Here is a 16,728-nt window from a genome sequence, read left to right as displayed (position 1 = left end):
AATGAATACAATTTCCGATTTAAAAGTAGTGTACTTCCCTTCTTGCATCAACAGGAGTATGGGCAAAAATAGTTTTCAAGCCGAAGACGATCTTCAATTGACTGCACTAACCCATCAATTATTGGTTCGAGCCGGATTCTCCATAATTTATCCCGAAGCAATTGACACGCATTGTTGTGGAATGCCTTTTTCGAGCAAAGGTTTTGCCGAAGTCAATCACGCCCAATCCAGCGCCTTGGAAATAGCCCTTTTAAATGCTTCGGAAAACGGAAAATATCCCGTTTTGTATGATATGAGTCCGTGTTTTTACCATTCGAAAGAAGAGTTTTCGAATGCCTTAAAAATTGTCGATCCCATCGAATTTATGTTGGATTACGTGATGCCGCATTTGAATGTAAAAAATAAAAAAGATACTGTTGCTGTTTTCCCAGTTTGTTCTGTGAAAAAAATCGGAAAAATGGACCAGCTTTTGGCTTTGTCCCAACTTTGCGCCAATGAAGTAACGATGATTGACAGCAATTGTTGTGGTTTTGCCGGAGACCGAGGTTTCCTGATTCCAGAACTCAACGAACACGGATTGCGAGAACTAAAAGAACAAATTTCCACCAACTGCAAAGAAGGCTATTCCACCAGCAGAACCTGCGAAATTGGATTGGAAAGAACAAGCGGCATCGATTTTAAATCGATTTTTTACTTGATTGAGGAAGTGACGAGGTAGATTAATTTTTCTAATTCCTTAATACTGCTTTCTTCTAACGCAAGATAATATTTAAATATAATTCAGAAAGAAAAACCGTATATTGTTGTCTTTAAATAATCTAAAATGAAAAGATATATTTTATTGTTTTTACTAGCGTTTCAAATAGTATTTTCACAAGAAGTAACAGTAAAAGGAAAAGCATTTAATTCAGGAAAATTAAATGACCGAGTTGTTTATGTTGTTAAAAATGATACTATTAACAAACTAAGAAAACATAATGATTCTTTATATGCAAATTGGAAAAAGAATTCAAAATTCGAAAACACAAACGATGATTCCTATCGAGAAATATCTAAAAATTTTGGAAATGATGTACTTTTGTTTAAAAATAAAAATTATAACACTCACACGGATAGTTTAGGTAATTTTGAAATAAAGGCTAAATTATCTGACTCTCTGTTTTTTGAATCCCGTTGGCATACAACTAAAAAATTCTTGGTTGCTGATTTAGTAAAGAAGAAAAAAAACACTATTAAATTAAAATTAGAACCTTGTGAAGTCTGGCCTGCTCATCCTGAAAAACCAACAAAACTCTACATATTCATTGGCAAAAAAATAAAAGTATGGGAATCACCATCAAGTTATTGTAATGGTTTTCCTTTAACTTCTAGAATCTTATCGAAATATTTAGTAGTTAAAAACATTTATGGCGATTTTAAAAAAGACACTATCCAATTTACAACATATCCACCTCATTCAGAAGTAATCAGTCAAAATTACAATCCATTTAGAAGTAGCTTTTCGGAATACGACTATTGCTTATTGTATGTACTGGAATACAAAGATGAATTACTTCAAACAAGATATGTTTTTGATGATGTTTATATGACAAAAGAGGGGAAGTGGGCAACTCCTTTAAAACCAAAAGGATTACGCAACACAATCTCTCCCGACTTGTTTAAACCAGAAAAGATCAATTTCATCACTCCAATTGAGTTTGAATATGAAGATAGATTTTACAAAGAAATATATCAAAATTTTCCAGCAGCTTACAACACGGTAAGCGATGGAAAAATCACAGTAAATTACGGTTATTATGTTGAAGATTTATTTGAAATCAGAAAAGCTGGAGCATTGAAAGAATTTGATTATTTGATTAAATAAAAATATCATAGAAATAATCTCTTAATCCTTCCCCAACATCTCCATCAATTCCAAAGCCCTCCTCGTGGTTTTCACATTATCAAAAGTCAATAAAAGTCGTAAACCCGCTGGTGTTTGTTTTTCTTTCATCACGCAAATGTTGCTGTTTTTTTGCACAAACTGAATCACTTGATGAAAACGCTTGGAAGTATAAAAATCCGAGTTTTGATCGGCCACAAAATAACCAATCATCTTGCCTTTTTTCATTACCAATTTTTCAATTCCCACTTTGGTAGCAACCCATTTAATGCGAATGCTATTCATCAAAGCATTTGCTCGTGGTGGCATTGGACCAAAACGGTCAATCAGTTTATTTTGGAAGACGATTAATTCCTCTTCGTTGGTCACGTTGCCCAATTCGTTGTACAAACTCAAACGCTCCGTAACATTGTTGATGTATTCATCGGAAAACAACAACTCAAAATCGGTGTCGATTTGCAGGTCTTTGACATATTCTTTTTCGACTCCGCTATCTTCGTTTTCATACAAATCCTTGAATTCGTTTTCCTTCAATTCATCGATAGCTTCGTTCATAATTTTTTGGTAAGTGTCAAAACCAATTTCGTTGATAAAACCACTTTGTTCACCACCTAATAAATCTCCCGCACCACGAATTTCCAAATCCTTCATCGCAATGTTGAAACCGCTTCCCAATTCCGAAAATTGTTCCAAAGCCTGAATTCGTTTTCGAGCATCATCCGTCATAGCAGAATAAGGAGGACAAATGAAATAACAAAATGCTTTCTTATTGCTTCGACCCACACGACCACGCATTTGATGTAAATCGGACAGGCCAAAATTATTGGCATTGTTAATGAAAATGGTATTCGCATTGGGAACGTCCAATCCACTTTCGATAATGGTGGTCGCCACCAAAACATCGAATTCGCCGTTCATAAAAGCCAACATCAATTCCTCTAATTTCTTGCCTTCCATTTGGCCGTGACCAATTCCCACTCGGGCATCAGGCACCAAACGCTGAATCATTCCGGCAACTTCCTTAATGTTCTCTATTCGGTTATTGATAAAGAAAACCTGTCCGCTACGCTGAATTTCATACGAAATTGCATCCCGAATAAGCTCTTCGCTGAAACCAACAACGTTCGTTTCAATAGGATAACGATTGGGCGGAGGAGTTGTGATTACGGATAAATCGCGTGCTGCCATCAACGAAAACTGCAAGGTTCTCGGAATTGGCGTTGCCGTTAATGTCAAGGTATCCACATTGGCGGCGATGGTTTTGAGTTTGTCTTTTACGTTCACTCCAAATTTTTGTTCCTCATCGACAATCAACAATCCAAGGTCTTTGAAAACTACGTTCTTGTTGACCAATTGATGCGTTCCGATAACAATATCCAGTTTTCCTTCGGCTAATTGTTTGAGGGTTTCCGCTTTTTGTTTGGCTGTTCTAAAACGGTTCAAATAACCAATAGAAACCGGCATATCTTTCAGTCGTTCTGAAAAAGTTCTGTAATGTTGGTAAGCCAAAATCGTGGTTGGAACCAAAACGGCAACTTGTTTCGAATTGTCCACTGCTTTGAAAGCGGCACGAATCGCCACCTCAGTTTTTCCAAAACCAACGTCGCCACAAACCAAACGATCCATCGGACGGTCGCTTTCCATATCCGCTTTTACTTCAGCAGTTGATTTGGTTTGGTCGGGCGTATCTTCGTAGATGAAGGAACTTTCCAATTCGTTTTGCAAATAGCTGTCGGGCGCAAAACGGAATCCTTTTTCCAATTTTCTTTTGGCGTATAATTGAATCAAATTGAACGCAATATGTTTGACACGAGCCTTGGTTTTCTGCTTCAGAATCTTCCAGGCATTCGAACCCAATTTGTAAATTTTAGGCGGCGTTCCGTCTTTTCCGTTGAATTTCGAAATTTTGTAAAGCGAGTGAATGCTCACATACACAATGTCATTATCGGCGTAAACTAACTTAATGGCTTCTTGAGTTTTGCCTTCCACCTGTATTTTTTGCAATCCGCCAAAGCGCCCAATTCCGTGATCGATGTGCGTTACATAATCGCCAACCGTCAAAGTGGTCAGCTCTTTTAAAGTGATATTTTGCTTCTTCGAAACATTACTTTTAATGCTGAATTTATGATAACGTTCAAAAATTTGGTGATCCGTATAACAGGCCAATTGGTTTTCTTCGTCGATAAATCCTTGATAAATAGGCAAGACAATCGTATTGTATTGCTTTCGAATATTCTCGGAGTTTTCTTCGTCCAAAGATTCAAAAATATCGTGAAACCTTTTGGCTTGGGCATCATTCGAACAAAACAAGTAATTTTTGTAGCCGTTAAAATGATTGTCATTCAAATTATTCAACAACAAATCGAATTGTTTGTTGAAAGAAGGCTGCGGTTTGATATGAAAATCGAATGATTTCTTGGTTTTATAAATAGGCTTGGAACACAATTCAACAACCGAAAAATCCAAACTTTTCTTGATGAATTCCGTCTGGTTCAGGAACAATTGATTCGGTGCAACATGATTTACCGTGGCATTCAGGTTTTCGAAAATCTCGGTGGCTTTGGCAAAAAGTCTATCCAATTTAGAGAAAAGCGAATCGGTATCTTGAATAAATAAAACTGTTTGATTGTTGATGTATTCCAAAAAGCTTTCACGGTTTTCTTGAAAGAATTTGTTCTCTACATTGGGAATAATCGTGATTTTCTTTTGCTTTTCGATAGACAATTGTGTTTCCACGTCAAAACTTCGAATGCTGTCGACTTCGTTGCCAAAAAACTCGATTCGGTACGGATTGTCATTCGAAAAAGAGAACACGTCGACAATTCCTCCACGAACGGAAAATTCGCCCGGTTCAGTAATAAAATCAACTCTCTTGAATTCGTATTCGAACAAGACTTCATTGATAAAATCAATCGAAATTTGGTCGCCAACCGTTACTTTCAAAGTGTTTTTGTCGAGCTCTTTTCTCGTAACCACTTTTTCGAAAAGCGCTTCGGGATAAGTGACAATAACTGCCGGTTTTTTGCGGGAATTGATGCGGTTCAAGACTTCGGCGCGAAGCAAAACATTGGCATTGTCTGTATCTTCAATATGATAGGGACGACGATAGGAACCGGGATAAAAAAGCACATCCTCTTCGCCTATCATTTGCTCCAAATCGTTCAAATAATAAGCCGCTTCTTCCTTATCGTCCAGGATGAGTAAAAACGGTTTCTCGGTTTTTTTGAAAAGCGATTGCACTACAAACGAAAGCGAAGAACCTATCAATCCATTCAATTGGATTTTTAAGTCGGCTTGTTGCAAACTATCGACAATTTGCTTGATTTTTGGCGAATTATCGTAGATCGAATATAGATTTTTTTTACTCAATGCGAGGCTTATTTGGGTTTTCTAGTAACTGTGGTGTGTTGGGAATCGCTCTTGTGGTATCCAACATTTTCAATAATTCAGATTCTCCTTCTTCAAGAGGAATTTTGCTTTTTTGCACGATTTTGTCCATTTGGTTTTGCAAAGACATTAATTCCATATTGATTTCAGGAATCAGGGCCAATACTTTTTCGCTTGGAATATCATCCAAATGAATGTATAAATCCAGCATTCGAACCTTCGTTATTAAGGCTGAAATTCTCGATTTTATTTGAGGTTTGTCAAAATCCGTTGGTATGCTGGTGTTTAATGCTATTACTTTCCTAGAAAGTGTAGTTGCTCTTTTTTGAAAGGCACCAATAGTTTTTTGAGGTCGATAGCTTAATTCGGTCATAAAATCGCGCCAAGCTGGCCAAGTTGTTGTATATGCTTCCGAAGTTTCATTGAGAGGAATCGCATTAAAATTCCATCCTTTGTCAATTTTCGAAAAGATTAATTCCTTCTTTTTTGCGTCTTTCTTGTTTTCGACAAGGCGTTTTTCGTTTTCATTTTTACAGGAATTTAAAACAAAAAACAGGGAAAGAAGATATATAAATTTCAATTTCATTTCGATTTCATTAGGGCGTAAAGTTACAAATAAAGCGTACACAATAAAAAAAACTATGTACGGGAGGTACATAGTTTTTTGAAGAGTTTTAAAGGTAAGAATATTTTGTTTTAAAAGCTGTAATTAACGCCTACACCAAACACTTCCTTGGTTTGGAAACCGGCAAAAGCATCATCGTCATATATAGCCTGGAAATTCAAATTGGCCGACAATACTTTGTTGATTTTCATTACCAGATTCAAGGTGTAATTAATGTCTATGTTTTGTGGATTTTCCAAATAATTGGAATATAAATTTAAATAATTTTCGGCAGTAACATTTTCCATAATTTTGAATTTGTAATAGGCCGTGGCATTGAAACCCAGTTGAAACAACACGCTTTCATTGGCATCCACACCAAAATAACTACCATTTACATAACCTGGAATCGAAGTGTAGAAACTGTCCACAAAAGTAAATTTGGCTGTTAATGGTGCAAAATTCAATTTGAAATCCTCGGTTTTTTTCCAATACATACCTGGTCCAAAAAGCAAATATCCCGGCGACATAAAATTGGTATTTTCCGCTCTTACTTCCGCACCATTCACGTCTTTCGAATAAACATAACCTTTGGTGAATTGGGTTCTGAAATTGGCCAAAAACGAATAATACCAGTTACCGCCGTCTGTTCTTTTGGCCACGATGGAATTGATTTCGACTTGGTCGTCGGTTTTCTTTTCAAAGCTGGAGTTTTGGGTTTGAAGCACTCCATAAGAAGCCAAAATCCTGTTTTCCCAACTCAATTTGTCTTTTTTGTAATCGATTTTATAATCCAAACCCAAGTTTCCCGAAAAACTGTTTTCTCCTCCGGCTACCCAGTTATTAAAATTGGCTTGATTAAAAAGAAAAGTAACTTTACCTTTTGATTTCCACCCATTTTTGATGGTGTCATCTACAACTTTTGCTGCTTCTTCGGTCTTTTTTATCAAATCTTTCTCGGCGGCAGTTTGAGCGTTAATCTTGACAGAAACACATAATAGACAGGCCAGTAGCATTGTTTTTTTCATTGTAAGAGTATTAGTTGTAATACAAATATAATAAAAAAGAACAAAGTGTTAAAATTCAATCAATTAAAAAAAGGTTATTTTTTAGGCGATTTATACAAGGGAACTGCCGAACAAGCCTCTCCGTACATAATACTTCGGGCAAATCCTTGCAAATGGTGTGCGGCCAAAATATAGGCACGAGTTGGCACGGGTTTTTTGGAACAGCCTTTTATAATGACGGCCTTGTTGTCATAAACCGAATAATCGATTTTGGAAAGAATTTCTTCGTATAAAGCAGCATCCAAATCTTCGATGCTTCCGTTGATTATTTTCTTGGCAAAAGGCGCCAATTGAATCGCAACCAAAATGGAAGCCCAAGCCGGAACAATTGCATCGGTGCTGCAATTGATGGCGACATATTGATCTTGATATTGTGACCAATCGTGGTTTTTAAGGTGCTCTCTAAAGTCTTTTTCCTTCAACAAGAAACCTTCCAAAAGCCATTGCGAAATATCAATTTGCGCACGAATACCCTTCGGATAATAGTCTTCCAAGTCGAAAACTTCCAAAGCGCTGTTGGCTACTTTATTTATAATTTCTTCCATTTGAAAAGTTTATGGTTTGTTGTTTATAGTTTGTTGTTCTAAACCACAAACTATAAACAACAAACAAATTAACTTAAAGCATTCCCAATTCTAATTTAGCTTCTTCGCTCATTAAATCTTTACTCCAAGGCGGGTCGAAAGTGATTTCCACTTCCGCACCTTTAATGTGCTCGATTGATTTTACCTTTTCTTCCACTTCTCTTGGCAAACTTTCCGCAACGGGACAGTTCGGGGAAGTCAATGTCATCAAGATTTTTACCTCAAAATCGGTGCTGACCATTACGTCATAAATCAATCCTAATTCGTAAATATCAACAGGAATCTCCGGATCGTAGATGGTTTTTAGTTTTGCCACGATTTCAATTCCTAATTGGTTGGTGTCTATTGATTGTTCCATAGTTTTTTATTTTTTTGCATCGAATGCCAATGCGTACATTTTTATATTTTTGATCATTGAAACCAATCCATTGGCTCGGGTTGGCGACAAATGTTCTTTGAGTCCGATTTCGTCAATAAAATCCATGTCGGCATCCAGAATTTCGGCCGCAGTCTGGTTCGAAAAAACCCGAATCAAAATCGCTATGATTCCTTTGGTTAAAATGGCGTCACTATCGGCGGTGAATACTATTTTATCGTCATTTTGTTCTCCTTTCAGCCATACTTTCGATTGGCATCCCTTGATAAGATTGTCGTCGGTCTTGAATTCTTCCTGGATTAAAGGCAGGTTTTTGCCCAAATCGATAATGTATTCGTAACGTTGCATCCAATCGTCAAACATCGAAAACTCGTCTATTATTTCTTCTTGTTTTTCTTTAATGTTCATTATTTATTTTTAGCAAATGAATTAATTTTATCAACTATCTTTTTGATGGCTTCCGGTGGATAACCGTGATCGAAAGCCGCAGTTTGATATTTTTTGTCTTTATAAGTCACTTTCAAATCGGCAAAAGCTGCTGCGTCTACAATACGTTTTTGGGTCGGTGCTTTTAAAGTGGGCAAACTTTTCAATTCAATTGTCTCAAAATACCCAACCAATTCCTTCCAATCTTTCTCAGAAATTTTCGTCGCAATTGCCTTGCCGTTGCCGCTTCGGTCTTTCGAAATCGTGACCATTTGGTCTTGAATCGTTATCTTTTGATAGAAACCTCTCGTGTTGGCAGTATATTCCAAAACAGCCGTTTTCAAGTCGTTTTTGGTTTGGCCTTCACAACTTTTACCGAGAAAAATACTTAGAAAAATCATCGTAAATAGTTTCATAATTATCTTTTTTAAGCCAACATCATTTGTGCTTTTTTTACCGCTTCGACCATAACGTCGATTTCTTCTTTGGTATTGTAAAAAGAAAACGAAGCGCGAATCGTTCCCGGAATATTGAAAAAATTCATTATCGGTTGGGCGCAATGATGTCCGGTTCGAACGGCTATTCCCAATTTGTCGATTATCGTTCCAATATCATAAGGATGAATGCCTTCAATATTAAACGAAACCACCGAAGTTTTTTCCTTGGCCGTTCCGTAAATTTTCAAGCCTTCGATTTCCAATAATCGCTTTGTGGCATATTCCAACAATTCCAATTCCTGTTTTTGAATGTTGTCAAAACCAATCGAATTCATATAATCTACAGCTGTTCCCAAAACAATTCCGCCAGCAATATCGGGTGTTCCCGCTTCAAATTTGTGTGGCAAATCGGCATAAGTGGTTTTTTCGAAAGTCACTTCTTTGATCATTTCGCCACCACCTTGATAGGGCGGTAATTTATTCAACCAAGCTTCTTTTCCGTATAAAATTCCGGTTCCTGTTGGACCACACATTTTGTGTCCCGAAAAAACATAAAAATCACAATCCAAAGCCTGAACATCGGGTTTCAAATGCGGAACGGCTTGTGCACCGTCAATCAAAATCGCCGCACCAAATTCGTGGGCTTTGTCAATCATGTATTTAACGGGATTCACTGTTCCCAAAGCATTCGAGATATGGTTTACGGTCACGATTTTGGTCTTGTCCGACAATAATTTATCGTATTCCGCCATAATCAATTCACCGTTTTCATCCATTGGAATCACTTTCAAAACGGCTCCTGTTTTTTCGCACAACATTTGCCAAGGCACGATGTTGCTGTGGTGTTCCAAGGACGAAACCAAAACCTCGTCGTCAGGTTTTAATAGCGAAGCAAATCCATTGGCGACAGCATTAATACTATGAGTTGTTCCCGAAGTAAAAATCACTTCGTGGGCAAATTTGGCATTGATGTGATTTTGGATTTTGCCGCGGGCAACTTCGTATGCATCGGTTGCCAATTGGCTCAAAGTATGCACGCCACGATGAATGTTTGCGTTGATTTCTTGGTAATAGTTGGAAATCGCATCAATCACGATTTGTGGTTTTTGCGAAGTGGCTCCGTTGTCGAAATAGACCAATGGTTTTCCGTTTACGGTTCTGGAAAGTATCGGAAAATCGGCTCTAACTTTATTGATATCTAACATTCTGTCTGTTTTTTGTCTGCCAATTAAAGGCCAATAAAGACCCAATAACCAACATGTTTTTAGAAAATTCAATTTGTCATTGACTTTTCATTATTTAGAAAAATTCTAAATACAAAAGTAGTGAATATAGAATTGTTTTATAACACCGATTGCACAATTTTTAACAGATTTTAATTTTTGTCAATCTGTGAAATGGGTGCTGCTTTTTTGCTAAATTGCTTTAAAATTACCTTCAAATGAGAAAAATATTCAAAATATTGGTCTTGGTTTTTTTCGAATTTCATGATTGTGCGGATGGAATTGAGCCAGGACTTTGACTTTAATGGTTTTTTTGAGTGGAATTGCAAAAAGTTTAAAGAAGTAAATACCTACATTATCATTTATTTTCATTAATATTACAAAAGCATTTAGCTCGTTTTTATGGAATTAATGAAAAATATAATTTTTATTGGCGGAATTCACGGTGTTGGAAAAGGTACAATTTGTAAAGAAATAGCTTTGAAAACTGATATAGTCCACCTTACTGCAAGTCAAATATTAAAATGGGAGGAGATTAGCGATAGTGATAATAAACTCGTAAAAAACATTACTTCAACACAAGACAGGCTAATAAAAGGTCTAAAAAATCTAATTAAAAAAGACAAAAAATATCTTCTTGATGGACATTTCTGCCTATTAAATTCAAATCAAGTCCCAAGTAGAATTGATGAAGAAACTTTTGACCAAATTAACCCAAAAGTTATAGCGATTGTAATTGATGATATTCAAGAAATTGCCAAAAGATTAGAAACAAGAGATGGAAAAATTTATGACACTAAGGTTTTGAATCAATTACAACAAATGGAAACAGAATATGCAAAATATCTTTCAGATAAATATTCAATTCCTTACATCGAAATACAATACGGAAACTATACTCAACTAATGGAAATTATTTAATGATGAAAATATTACTCGATACCAATATCATTATTCATAGAGAAGCAAATAAAATATACAAACCAGAAATTGGTCAACTTTTCAAATGGATAGACAATCTTAAATATTCCAAATACATTCATCCTTTAACAGTTGAAGAATTAGAAAGGTATAAAGACCCGAATGCTCTTGATACAATGAGTATTAAAATTGAGAGTTACAATTTGCTCAAACATCAAGCTCCATTAGGAGAAGAAATACTGAAAGTAAGCAGAAAAGTAGATAATCAAGACAACGATATAAATGACACTCAAATATTAAACGAAGTTTATGAAGGCAGAGTAGATATTTTAATCTCGGAAGATAAAAAAATTCACACTAAAGCAAATTTGCTTGGAATATCGGAAAGGGTTTTTAAAATTCAAAATTTTCTTGAAAAAGTTACTGCAGAAAATCCAGAATTAGTCAATTTTAAAGTTTTAGCTGTCAAAAAAGTTGATTTTGCGGAAGTAAACATCAAAGACTCATTTTTTGATAGTTTCAGAGAAGATTATACGGAATTTGATGCTTGGTTTAATGGAAAATCGGAAGAGTCGTGTTATGTATGTCATAGCGATGGGAATTTAACAGCATTTCTTTTTGTTAAAACAGAAAGTGAAAAAGAAAATTATTCAAATATTTCACCAGTTTTTCAACCGAAAAAGAGATTAAAAATTGGCACATTAAAAGTTACGGGAAACGGATATAAAATTGGAGAGCGATTTCTTAAAACTATCTTTGACAATGCCATTCAATATAAAGTTGAAGAAATTTATGTCACTCTTTTTACCAAAAGACCTGAACAAGAACAGCTAATTGAAATGCTTGAAGAATGGGGATTTGTTTACCATGGATTAAAAACGACCAAGAATGGAGAAGAACGAGTATATGTTAGATCATTTGGTAAAAATTTACCAAAAAACATTCAAAATCCTAAATTAACTTTCCCTTTCTTTTCTAGAGAAACAGATAAATATATTATAAAAATTGAACCTCAATATCATACAGAGCTTTTTCCAGACAGTATAAATACAAGAGAAGATAAATCTAAATATACTGAAAACGAACCTCACAGAAATCGAATAAGTAAAGCATATATTTCACATTCAAAAGATAGAAATTTAAAATCTGGTGATATTGTTTTAATTTATAGAATCGGAGAAGAAGGTACTCAAAAAATTTATACAAGTACTATTACTAGTATTTGTATAGTGGAAAGTATTAAAAATGATTTTAAAACTTTTGATGATTTTTTCGACTCTTGTAATAGAAAAACTATGATATCTAAAGAGGATTTAAAAAACAAATGGTGGAATAAATTTCCTAAATACAAACCTTTTGTGATTAATTTTTTGTTTGCACATTCATTACCAACTCCTAAACCAACTATAAAAAATTTAATTGACTTAAGGATTTTTGAAGATAGTAAAAGCATACCTTTAGGCTTTATAAAATTAACTAATGAACAGTTCAACGATTTAATTAATTTTGCATATAAAATCAAAAAATAATTATGAAAGTAGTACTATCAATTAAGCCCCAATTTGCAAATAAAATATTTGATGGGACAAAAAAATTTGAATTCAGAAAAGCTATTTTCAAAAACCAAAATGTTACTTCGGTTTTAGTTTATGCTTCTTCTCCTGTTCAAAAGGTTATTGGTGAATTTGAAATTGGTGAAATATTCAATTTTGATCTTAAAACACTTTGGGATAAAACCAAAGAACATTCAGGCATAACAGAAGATTATTTCTATGAATATTTTGCTGATAGAAAACACGGGTTTGCTATTCAAATTAAAAACAAAAAAAGGTTTGCAAGCCCCAAATGTTTAAAGGAAGATTATAATTTGACCCCACCGCAATCTTTTGCCTATTGGAATTCAAAAGAATAATTTCAACTGAAAATTATTCCCTAAAAACTTCCTCCACATTAAAGCTCAATTCTGAAAACAACGGACTGTGCACCAATCCTTCTTCAGCAATGGGCTTTAGTCCGATATATTTGTTATTTTGGAGGGTATAAATCAAGATTGATTTTTGGAAAGGTTCTACTATCCAATATTCTTTTACGCCGTTTTCTTCGTATAAATCAAACTTGATGTCCATTTCTTTTTTAGAATTTCCAGGCGAAAGAATTTCAATAATTAAATCGGGTGCTCCAAGACAGCCTCTGTCGTCTAGCTTATCCTTGTCACAAATCACGCAAATATCGGGTTGAAACACGGTTGAAATTTCTTTGTCGGAAGTACTTTTTTTGTAATTGATTAATCGCACATCAAATGGAGCAACGTAAACACTACAAGACGTGTTCTTGAAAAAATTTCCAAAAATCAAGGATAGTTGAAAAGAAATCTCCTGATGTTTTCTGCTGGGAGCAGGACTCATCTTGAAGATTTTTCCTTTCAAAATTTCTAATCTTTCTGGAAAATTCCAAGTAAGATAATCCGCATAAGTATAGGATTTTGTAAAATCTAAACTGTTGATATCGGTTATCGTTGCCATAATGCTGTAATTTGAATACTCAAAGATACTAATTTTATTCTATGTGGGTATTTCTCGGATAGAATGAACTTAATCACAAAGGGCACAAAGTTCTTTAACAAACTTTGCACCCCTTTGCTTAATCTTAGTGAACCTTGCGGTTAAAATCTACAAATCAAATCCAATTTTCACGCCTAATTTCACGGCGATAATTTTGGTGATTCGTTGTTTCAATTCCGGTATTTTGATGCTTTCGATAACTGCATTCGAGAAGGCGTACATCAACAAAGCTTTGGCTTCTTTTTTAGGAATTCCACGTTGTTGCATATAGAACATGGCGGTTTCGTCCAATTGTCCAACGGTACAACCGTGAGAACATTTTACGTCGTCGGCAAAAATTTCTAATTGTGGTTTGGCATTTATCGTGGATTTGTCGCCCAACAAAATGTTGTTGCTTTTCTGGAAAGCATTGGTTTTTTGGGCTTCTTTTTCCACATACACTTTTCCGTTGAAAACACCGGTAGAATTATCTGAAAAAATTCCTTTGTAATCTTGGAAGCTTTCACAATTTGGCGCAGCGTGATGCACCAAAGTGTAATGATCTACGTGTTGCTTTTCGCCAATGATTGTAATTCCATTAAGCGTACTGGTCAATCTTTCGCCAAAATGATAGAAATTCAAATTGTTTCTGGTCAAATTTCCTCCAAAAGAAAAAGTTTGAACCGAAACGTGACTTTCTTGTTTTTGGGAAACGTAAGTGTTGTCGATTAGATTGGCTTCGTGATTGTCATTTTGGATTTTATAAAAATCGACAATGGCACGTTTTTGTGCAAAAATCTCGGTAACTGAATTGGTCAAAACCGGATTTTCGTTCAAACTTTGGTGTCTTTCGATGATTTGAACGTGTGAATTTTCTCCAACAATTACTAGGTTTCTAGGCTGAACCATAAGTGCAGTTTCAGTTCCTGTAGAGAAATACATAATCTCGATTGGTTTACGAACCACCGTCTTTTTCGGGATGTTGATGTAAGCTCCTTCATTGGCAAAAGCCGTATTCAAGGAAGTCAAACTCTCGTCTTTGCTGGCAATTTGGTTAAAATAAGTATCAATAACCATTTTGTATTTTGGCTTGTTCAATGCTGATGACATCAAGCAAACATCCAGTCCGTCGTGTGTTGTGGAAGACAAGTTGGAACTAAAAACGCCGTCGATAAAAACCACTTTGTAAGTGTCAATTTCGTGGATGAAATATTTTTTTACATCCTTGAATTCAATTGAATTTTCGTGTTTTGGAAATACGCTAAAGTCATTTTTCAGGATGGCGTTTAACGAAGTATATTTCCAGGATTCCTCTTTTTTAGTCGGGAAACCTTTATTTTCAAAGTTTTTCATGGCCGAAGTTCTCAAATCGTGAAGTTCGGAATGAACATCAACCTGCTCTTCGAAAGCCATAAAAGACGATAGTAATTTTTCTTTCAATTCCATTTTTATACTGTTTATGGTTTATGGTTTTTTGTTTATTGTTCAACCACGAACAACAAACGATAAACTATAAACAAATTTTAAGCTTCTTGTTCTTGTTTGATCCAGTCGTATCCCTTTTCTTCCAGTTCGTGAGCCAATGATGCGTCACCAGATTTCACAATTTTTCCATTGTACAATACGTGAACAAAATCAGGAATGATATAATCCAACAATCTTTGGTAGTGTGTGATAACGATGATGGCGTTTTTGTCGCTTTTCAATTTGTTTACGCCATTGGCAACAATTCTCAAAGCATCAATGTCCAATCCAGAATCGGTTTCGTCAAGGATGGCCAATTTTGGTTCCAACATGGCCATTTGGAAAATTTCGTTACGTTTTTTCTCGCCACCTGAAAAACCTTCATTCAAAGAACGAGACAAAAATTTACGATCAATTTCCAATAATTCCGATTTTTCGCGGATTACTTTCAGCATTTCGTTGGCAGGCATTTCTTCCTGACCGTTGGCTTTTCGAGTTTCGTTGATGGCCGTTCTCATAAAGTTGGTTACGGAAACTCCCGGGATTTCAACAGGATACTGAAACGAAAGGAAAACTCCTTTGTGTGCTCTTTCTTCTGGAGCCAATTCCGAAATATCTTCGTTGTCCAAAAAGATTTCTCCTTCGGTTACTTCGTAATTTTCGTTTCCAGCAATGATAGCAGAAAGGGTACTTTTTCCGGCACCGTTTGGTCCCATTATGGCGTGAATTTCTCCCGCTTTCACTTCAAGGTTGATTCCTTTAAGAATTTCTTTGTCTCCAATGGAGGCGTGTAAATTTTTTATACTTAACATCTTTTAATGTGTGTTTTTCTTCTTTAATTATTTGTTGTGTGTCATTTCTGTATAACAATGAGGTTGTTCGTCTGAATCTAATATAGAAATTGCAAAAATTTCCTTTCTAGTTTCTGCATCTGAGGTTTCCCATAATATTTCATTAAGAATATCTAAAGCACTTGAACAAGAATCCATATTGTCAATCCAGTTTGCTTTAACTTCCAAAATAAAATCCATTTCGTTTTCAATGAGACAATAAGACTCTAAAGGATACCCTTTTTCTTTACAAGTTTGAAAAAAAGTATTTAATTTGGCTTCTAATTTTTTTGTATCCATGATAGTAACCCGTTTTCGTTTTTTAATAATTCTATTGAAGCTCTGACATCCTCTTCTTTCTTGGGTTGAATATCATATCTAGATTTTTCAGACCAAACATCAACTAACAAGGAAGTTGTTTTAAATAAGATTTTATCGTGGCTTTTTGCTTCGTCAAATTTTAATTTTAAACCTGAGAAAACTAATAAAGTATTTAAATCATGAGAAAAAAAAGGATTTCTGCCATCAAAATACTTCTTCCTTAAATTGCAACTTTCGTCAAATAAATTCTCAATATTTAATAATTTACAAATTTTATATTTGAGATATAGTTCTATTGTATAACCCAAGAGATAAAAAGCTCCATTTGTTTTTCCATTCTCTAATAAAATTTGAGCTTCTTCTAATCTTAATTCAGCTAGTTTTTTAATTTCTTCAGATGTATTCATAAAATATCTATTATCTCACAGAGCCTTCTAATAATTTTGTATCTTTTTATAAAATTACTTCAACAAATCTTCTAATTTGATTTTTATTCCTTTTCCTTGTTTTAATTCTTCTCTAGCCTCCAAAATTTCTTTTACAAATTCTGGATTATACGGCTTGTCTTCTTTTTCAATTTCAAAACCCAATGATTTTGCCAAAGATTTCAATACTGGTAAATCTTTTTTCTTAACGTTTTTTAAAATGATGTCCATAACAATTTGA

The 16,728-nt window shown here is 34.9% G+C and carries 19 protein-coding genes; 5 read left to right on the top strand and 14 right to left on the bottom strand.

What is annotated here, in order from left to right:
• The first annotated feature begins 1 nt into the window (after position 1).
• Both OZP13_RS16515 and OZP13_RS16510 read left to right on the top strand, forming a co-directional pair.
• Positions 2 to 718 carry a heterodisulfide reductase-related iron-sulfur binding cluster gene (locus OZP13_RS16515; protein WP_269241243.1) on the top strand — a complete coding sequence of 239 codons (717 nt, stop codon included), beginning with the start codon at positions 2 to 4 and terminating at the stop codon, positions 716 to 718.
• A gap of 105 nt (positions 719 to 823) precedes the next feature.
• Positions 824 to 1,864, top strand: a complete 1,041-nt coding sequence (locus tag OZP13_RS16510) for a hypothetical protein (protein WP_269241242.1) — start codon at positions 824 to 826, stop codon at positions 1,862 to 1,864.
• Between the two features lie 21 nt (positions 1,865 to 1,885).
• On the opposite strand, the gene mfd is transcribed toward OZP13_RS16510, so the two are convergent.
• From mfd to OZP13_RS16470, 8 genes are all read right to left on the bottom strand, one after another.
• Positions 1,886 to 5,251, bottom strand: a complete 3,366-nt coding sequence (gene mfd / locus OZP13_RS16505) for a transcription-repair coupling factor (RefSeq protein ID WP_281297892.1) — start codon at positions 5,249 to 5,251, stop codon at positions 1,886 to 1,888.
• Positions 5,244 to 5,855 (bottom strand): hypothetical protein, encoded by a 612-nt coding sequence (locus OZP13_RS16500; RefSeq protein ID WP_269241239.1) that lies wholly within the window; start codon positions 5,853 to 5,855, stop codon positions 5,244 to 5,246. Before OZP13_RS16500 ends, mfd begins: the two co-directional genes overlap by 8 nt.
• Positions 5,856 to 5,965: 110 nt before the next feature.
• On the bottom strand, positions 5,966 to 6,901 hold the full coding sequence (locus tag OZP13_RS16495) for a DUF3078 domain-containing protein (RefSeq protein ID WP_281297891.1): 936 nt from the start codon (positions 6,899 to 6,901) through the stop codon (positions 5,966 to 5,968).
• Positions 6,902 to 6,975: 74 nt separating this feature from the next.
• Entirely contained in the window at positions 6,976 to 7,485 is a 510-nt protein-coding gene (locus OZP13_RS16490; RefSeq protein WP_269241237.1) for a DUF2480 family protein, read from the bottom strand.
• A 73-nt stretch (positions 7,486 to 7,558) separates the two neighbouring features.
• Positions 7,559 to 7,882 carry a DUF59 domain-containing protein gene (locus OZP13_RS16485; protein ID WP_281297890.1) on the bottom strand — a complete coding sequence of 108 codons (324 nt, stop codon included), beginning with the start codon at positions 7,880 to 7,882 and terminating at the stop codon, positions 7,559 to 7,561.
• A 6-nt stretch (positions 7,883 to 7,888) separates the two neighbouring features.
• Positions 7,889 to 8,308 carry a SufE family protein gene (locus OZP13_RS16480; protein WP_281297889.1) on the bottom strand — a complete coding sequence of 140 codons (420 nt, stop codon included), beginning with the start codon at positions 8,306 to 8,308 and terminating at the stop codon, positions 7,889 to 7,891.
• Complete coding sequence (locus OZP13_RS16475) at positions 8,308 to 8,742, bottom strand: hypothetical protein (RefSeq protein WP_269241236.1); 435 nt, start codon at positions 8,740 to 8,742, stop codon at positions 8,308 to 8,310. The genes OZP13_RS16480 and OZP13_RS16475 overlap by 1 nt, the downstream gene beginning before the upstream one ends.
• A gap of 11 nt (positions 8,743 to 8,753) precedes the next feature.
• Positions 8,754 to 9,968, bottom strand: a complete 1,215-nt coding sequence (locus OZP13_RS16470; protein ID WP_281297888.1) for an aminotransferase class V-fold PLP-dependent enzyme — start codon at positions 9,966 to 9,968, stop codon at positions 8,754 to 8,756.
• 420 nt (positions 9,969 to 10,388) lie between these two features.
• On the opposite strand from OZP13_RS16470, the gene OZP13_RS16465 reads away from it, so the two are divergent.
• From OZP13_RS16465 to OZP13_RS16455, 3 genes are read left to right on the top strand one after another with little or no spacing between them, the layout of a single operon-like run.
• Positions 10,389 to 10,907 carry an ATP-binding protein gene (locus tag OZP13_RS16465; protein ID WP_269241234.1) on the top strand — a complete coding sequence of 173 codons (519 nt, stop codon included), beginning with the start codon at positions 10,389 to 10,391 and terminating at the stop codon, positions 10,905 to 10,907.
• 2 nt (positions 10,908 to 10,909) lie between these two features.
• Positions 10,910 to 12,436, top strand: coding sequence for a PIN domain-containing protein (locus tag OZP13_RS16460; RefSeq protein ID WP_281297887.1), 1,527 nt, complete (start codon positions 10,910 to 10,912; stop codon positions 12,434 to 12,436).
• Between the two features lie 2 nt (positions 12,437 to 12,438).
• Positions 12,439 to 12,819, top strand: a complete 381-nt coding sequence (locus OZP13_RS16455; protein ID WP_269241232.1) for an ASCH domain-containing protein — start codon at positions 12,439 to 12,441, stop codon at positions 12,817 to 12,819.
• 13 nt (positions 12,820 to 12,832) lie between these two features.
• Here OZP13_RS16455 and OZP13_RS16450 read toward each other — a convergent pair whose 3' ends face one another.
• From OZP13_RS16450 to OZP13_RS16425, 6 genes are all read right to left on the bottom strand, one after another.
• Entirely contained in the window at positions 12,833 to 13,429 is a 597-nt protein-coding gene (locus OZP13_RS16450; RefSeq protein ID WP_269241231.1) for a Uma2 family endonuclease, read from the bottom strand.
• A 147-nt stretch (positions 13,430 to 13,576) separates the two neighbouring features.
• A complete protein-coding gene (gene sufD / locus OZP13_RS16445) occupies positions 13,577 to 14,893 on the bottom strand; it encodes a Fe-S cluster assembly protein SufD (protein WP_281297886.1) in 1,317 nt (438 codons plus the stop codon).
• 77 nt (positions 14,894 to 14,970) lie between these two features.
• Positions 14,971 to 15,723: a Fe-S cluster assembly ATPase SufC gene (sufC, locus tag OZP13_RS16440; RefSeq protein WP_269241230.1), complete on the bottom strand. Its 753-nt coding sequence runs from the start codon at positions 15,721 to 15,723 to the stop codon at positions 14,971 to 14,973.
• A 27-nt stretch (positions 15,724 to 15,750) separates the two neighbouring features.
• Positions 15,751 to 16,041, bottom strand: a complete 291-nt coding sequence (locus OZP13_RS16435) for a hypothetical protein (RefSeq protein WP_281297885.1) — start codon at positions 16,039 to 16,041, stop codon at positions 15,751 to 15,753.
• Complete coding sequence (locus tag OZP13_RS16430) at positions 16,023 to 16,469, bottom strand: HEPN domain-containing protein (RefSeq protein ID WP_281297884.1); 447 nt, start codon at positions 16,467 to 16,469, stop codon at positions 16,023 to 16,025. The genes OZP13_RS16435 and OZP13_RS16430 overlap by 19 nt, the downstream gene beginning before the upstream one ends.
• A gap of 54 nt (positions 16,470 to 16,523) precedes the next feature.
• Entirely contained in the window at positions 16,524 to 16,718 is a 195-nt protein-coding gene (locus tag OZP13_RS16425; RefSeq protein WP_269241226.1) for a DUF2683 family protein, read from the bottom strand.
• Positions 16,719 to 16,728: the final 10 nt, after the last annotated feature.

Origin of the sequence: Flavobacterium limnophilum (genome assembly GCF_027111315.2) — a bacterium.
GTDB classification, from domain to species: domain Bacteria; phylum Bacteroidota; class Bacteroidia; order Flavobacteriales; family Flavobacteriaceae; genus Flavobacterium; species Flavobacterium limnophilum.
The sequence above is the reverse complement of the archived record's forward strand: the minus strand, read 5'-3'. Positions and strand labels throughout refer to the sequence as shown.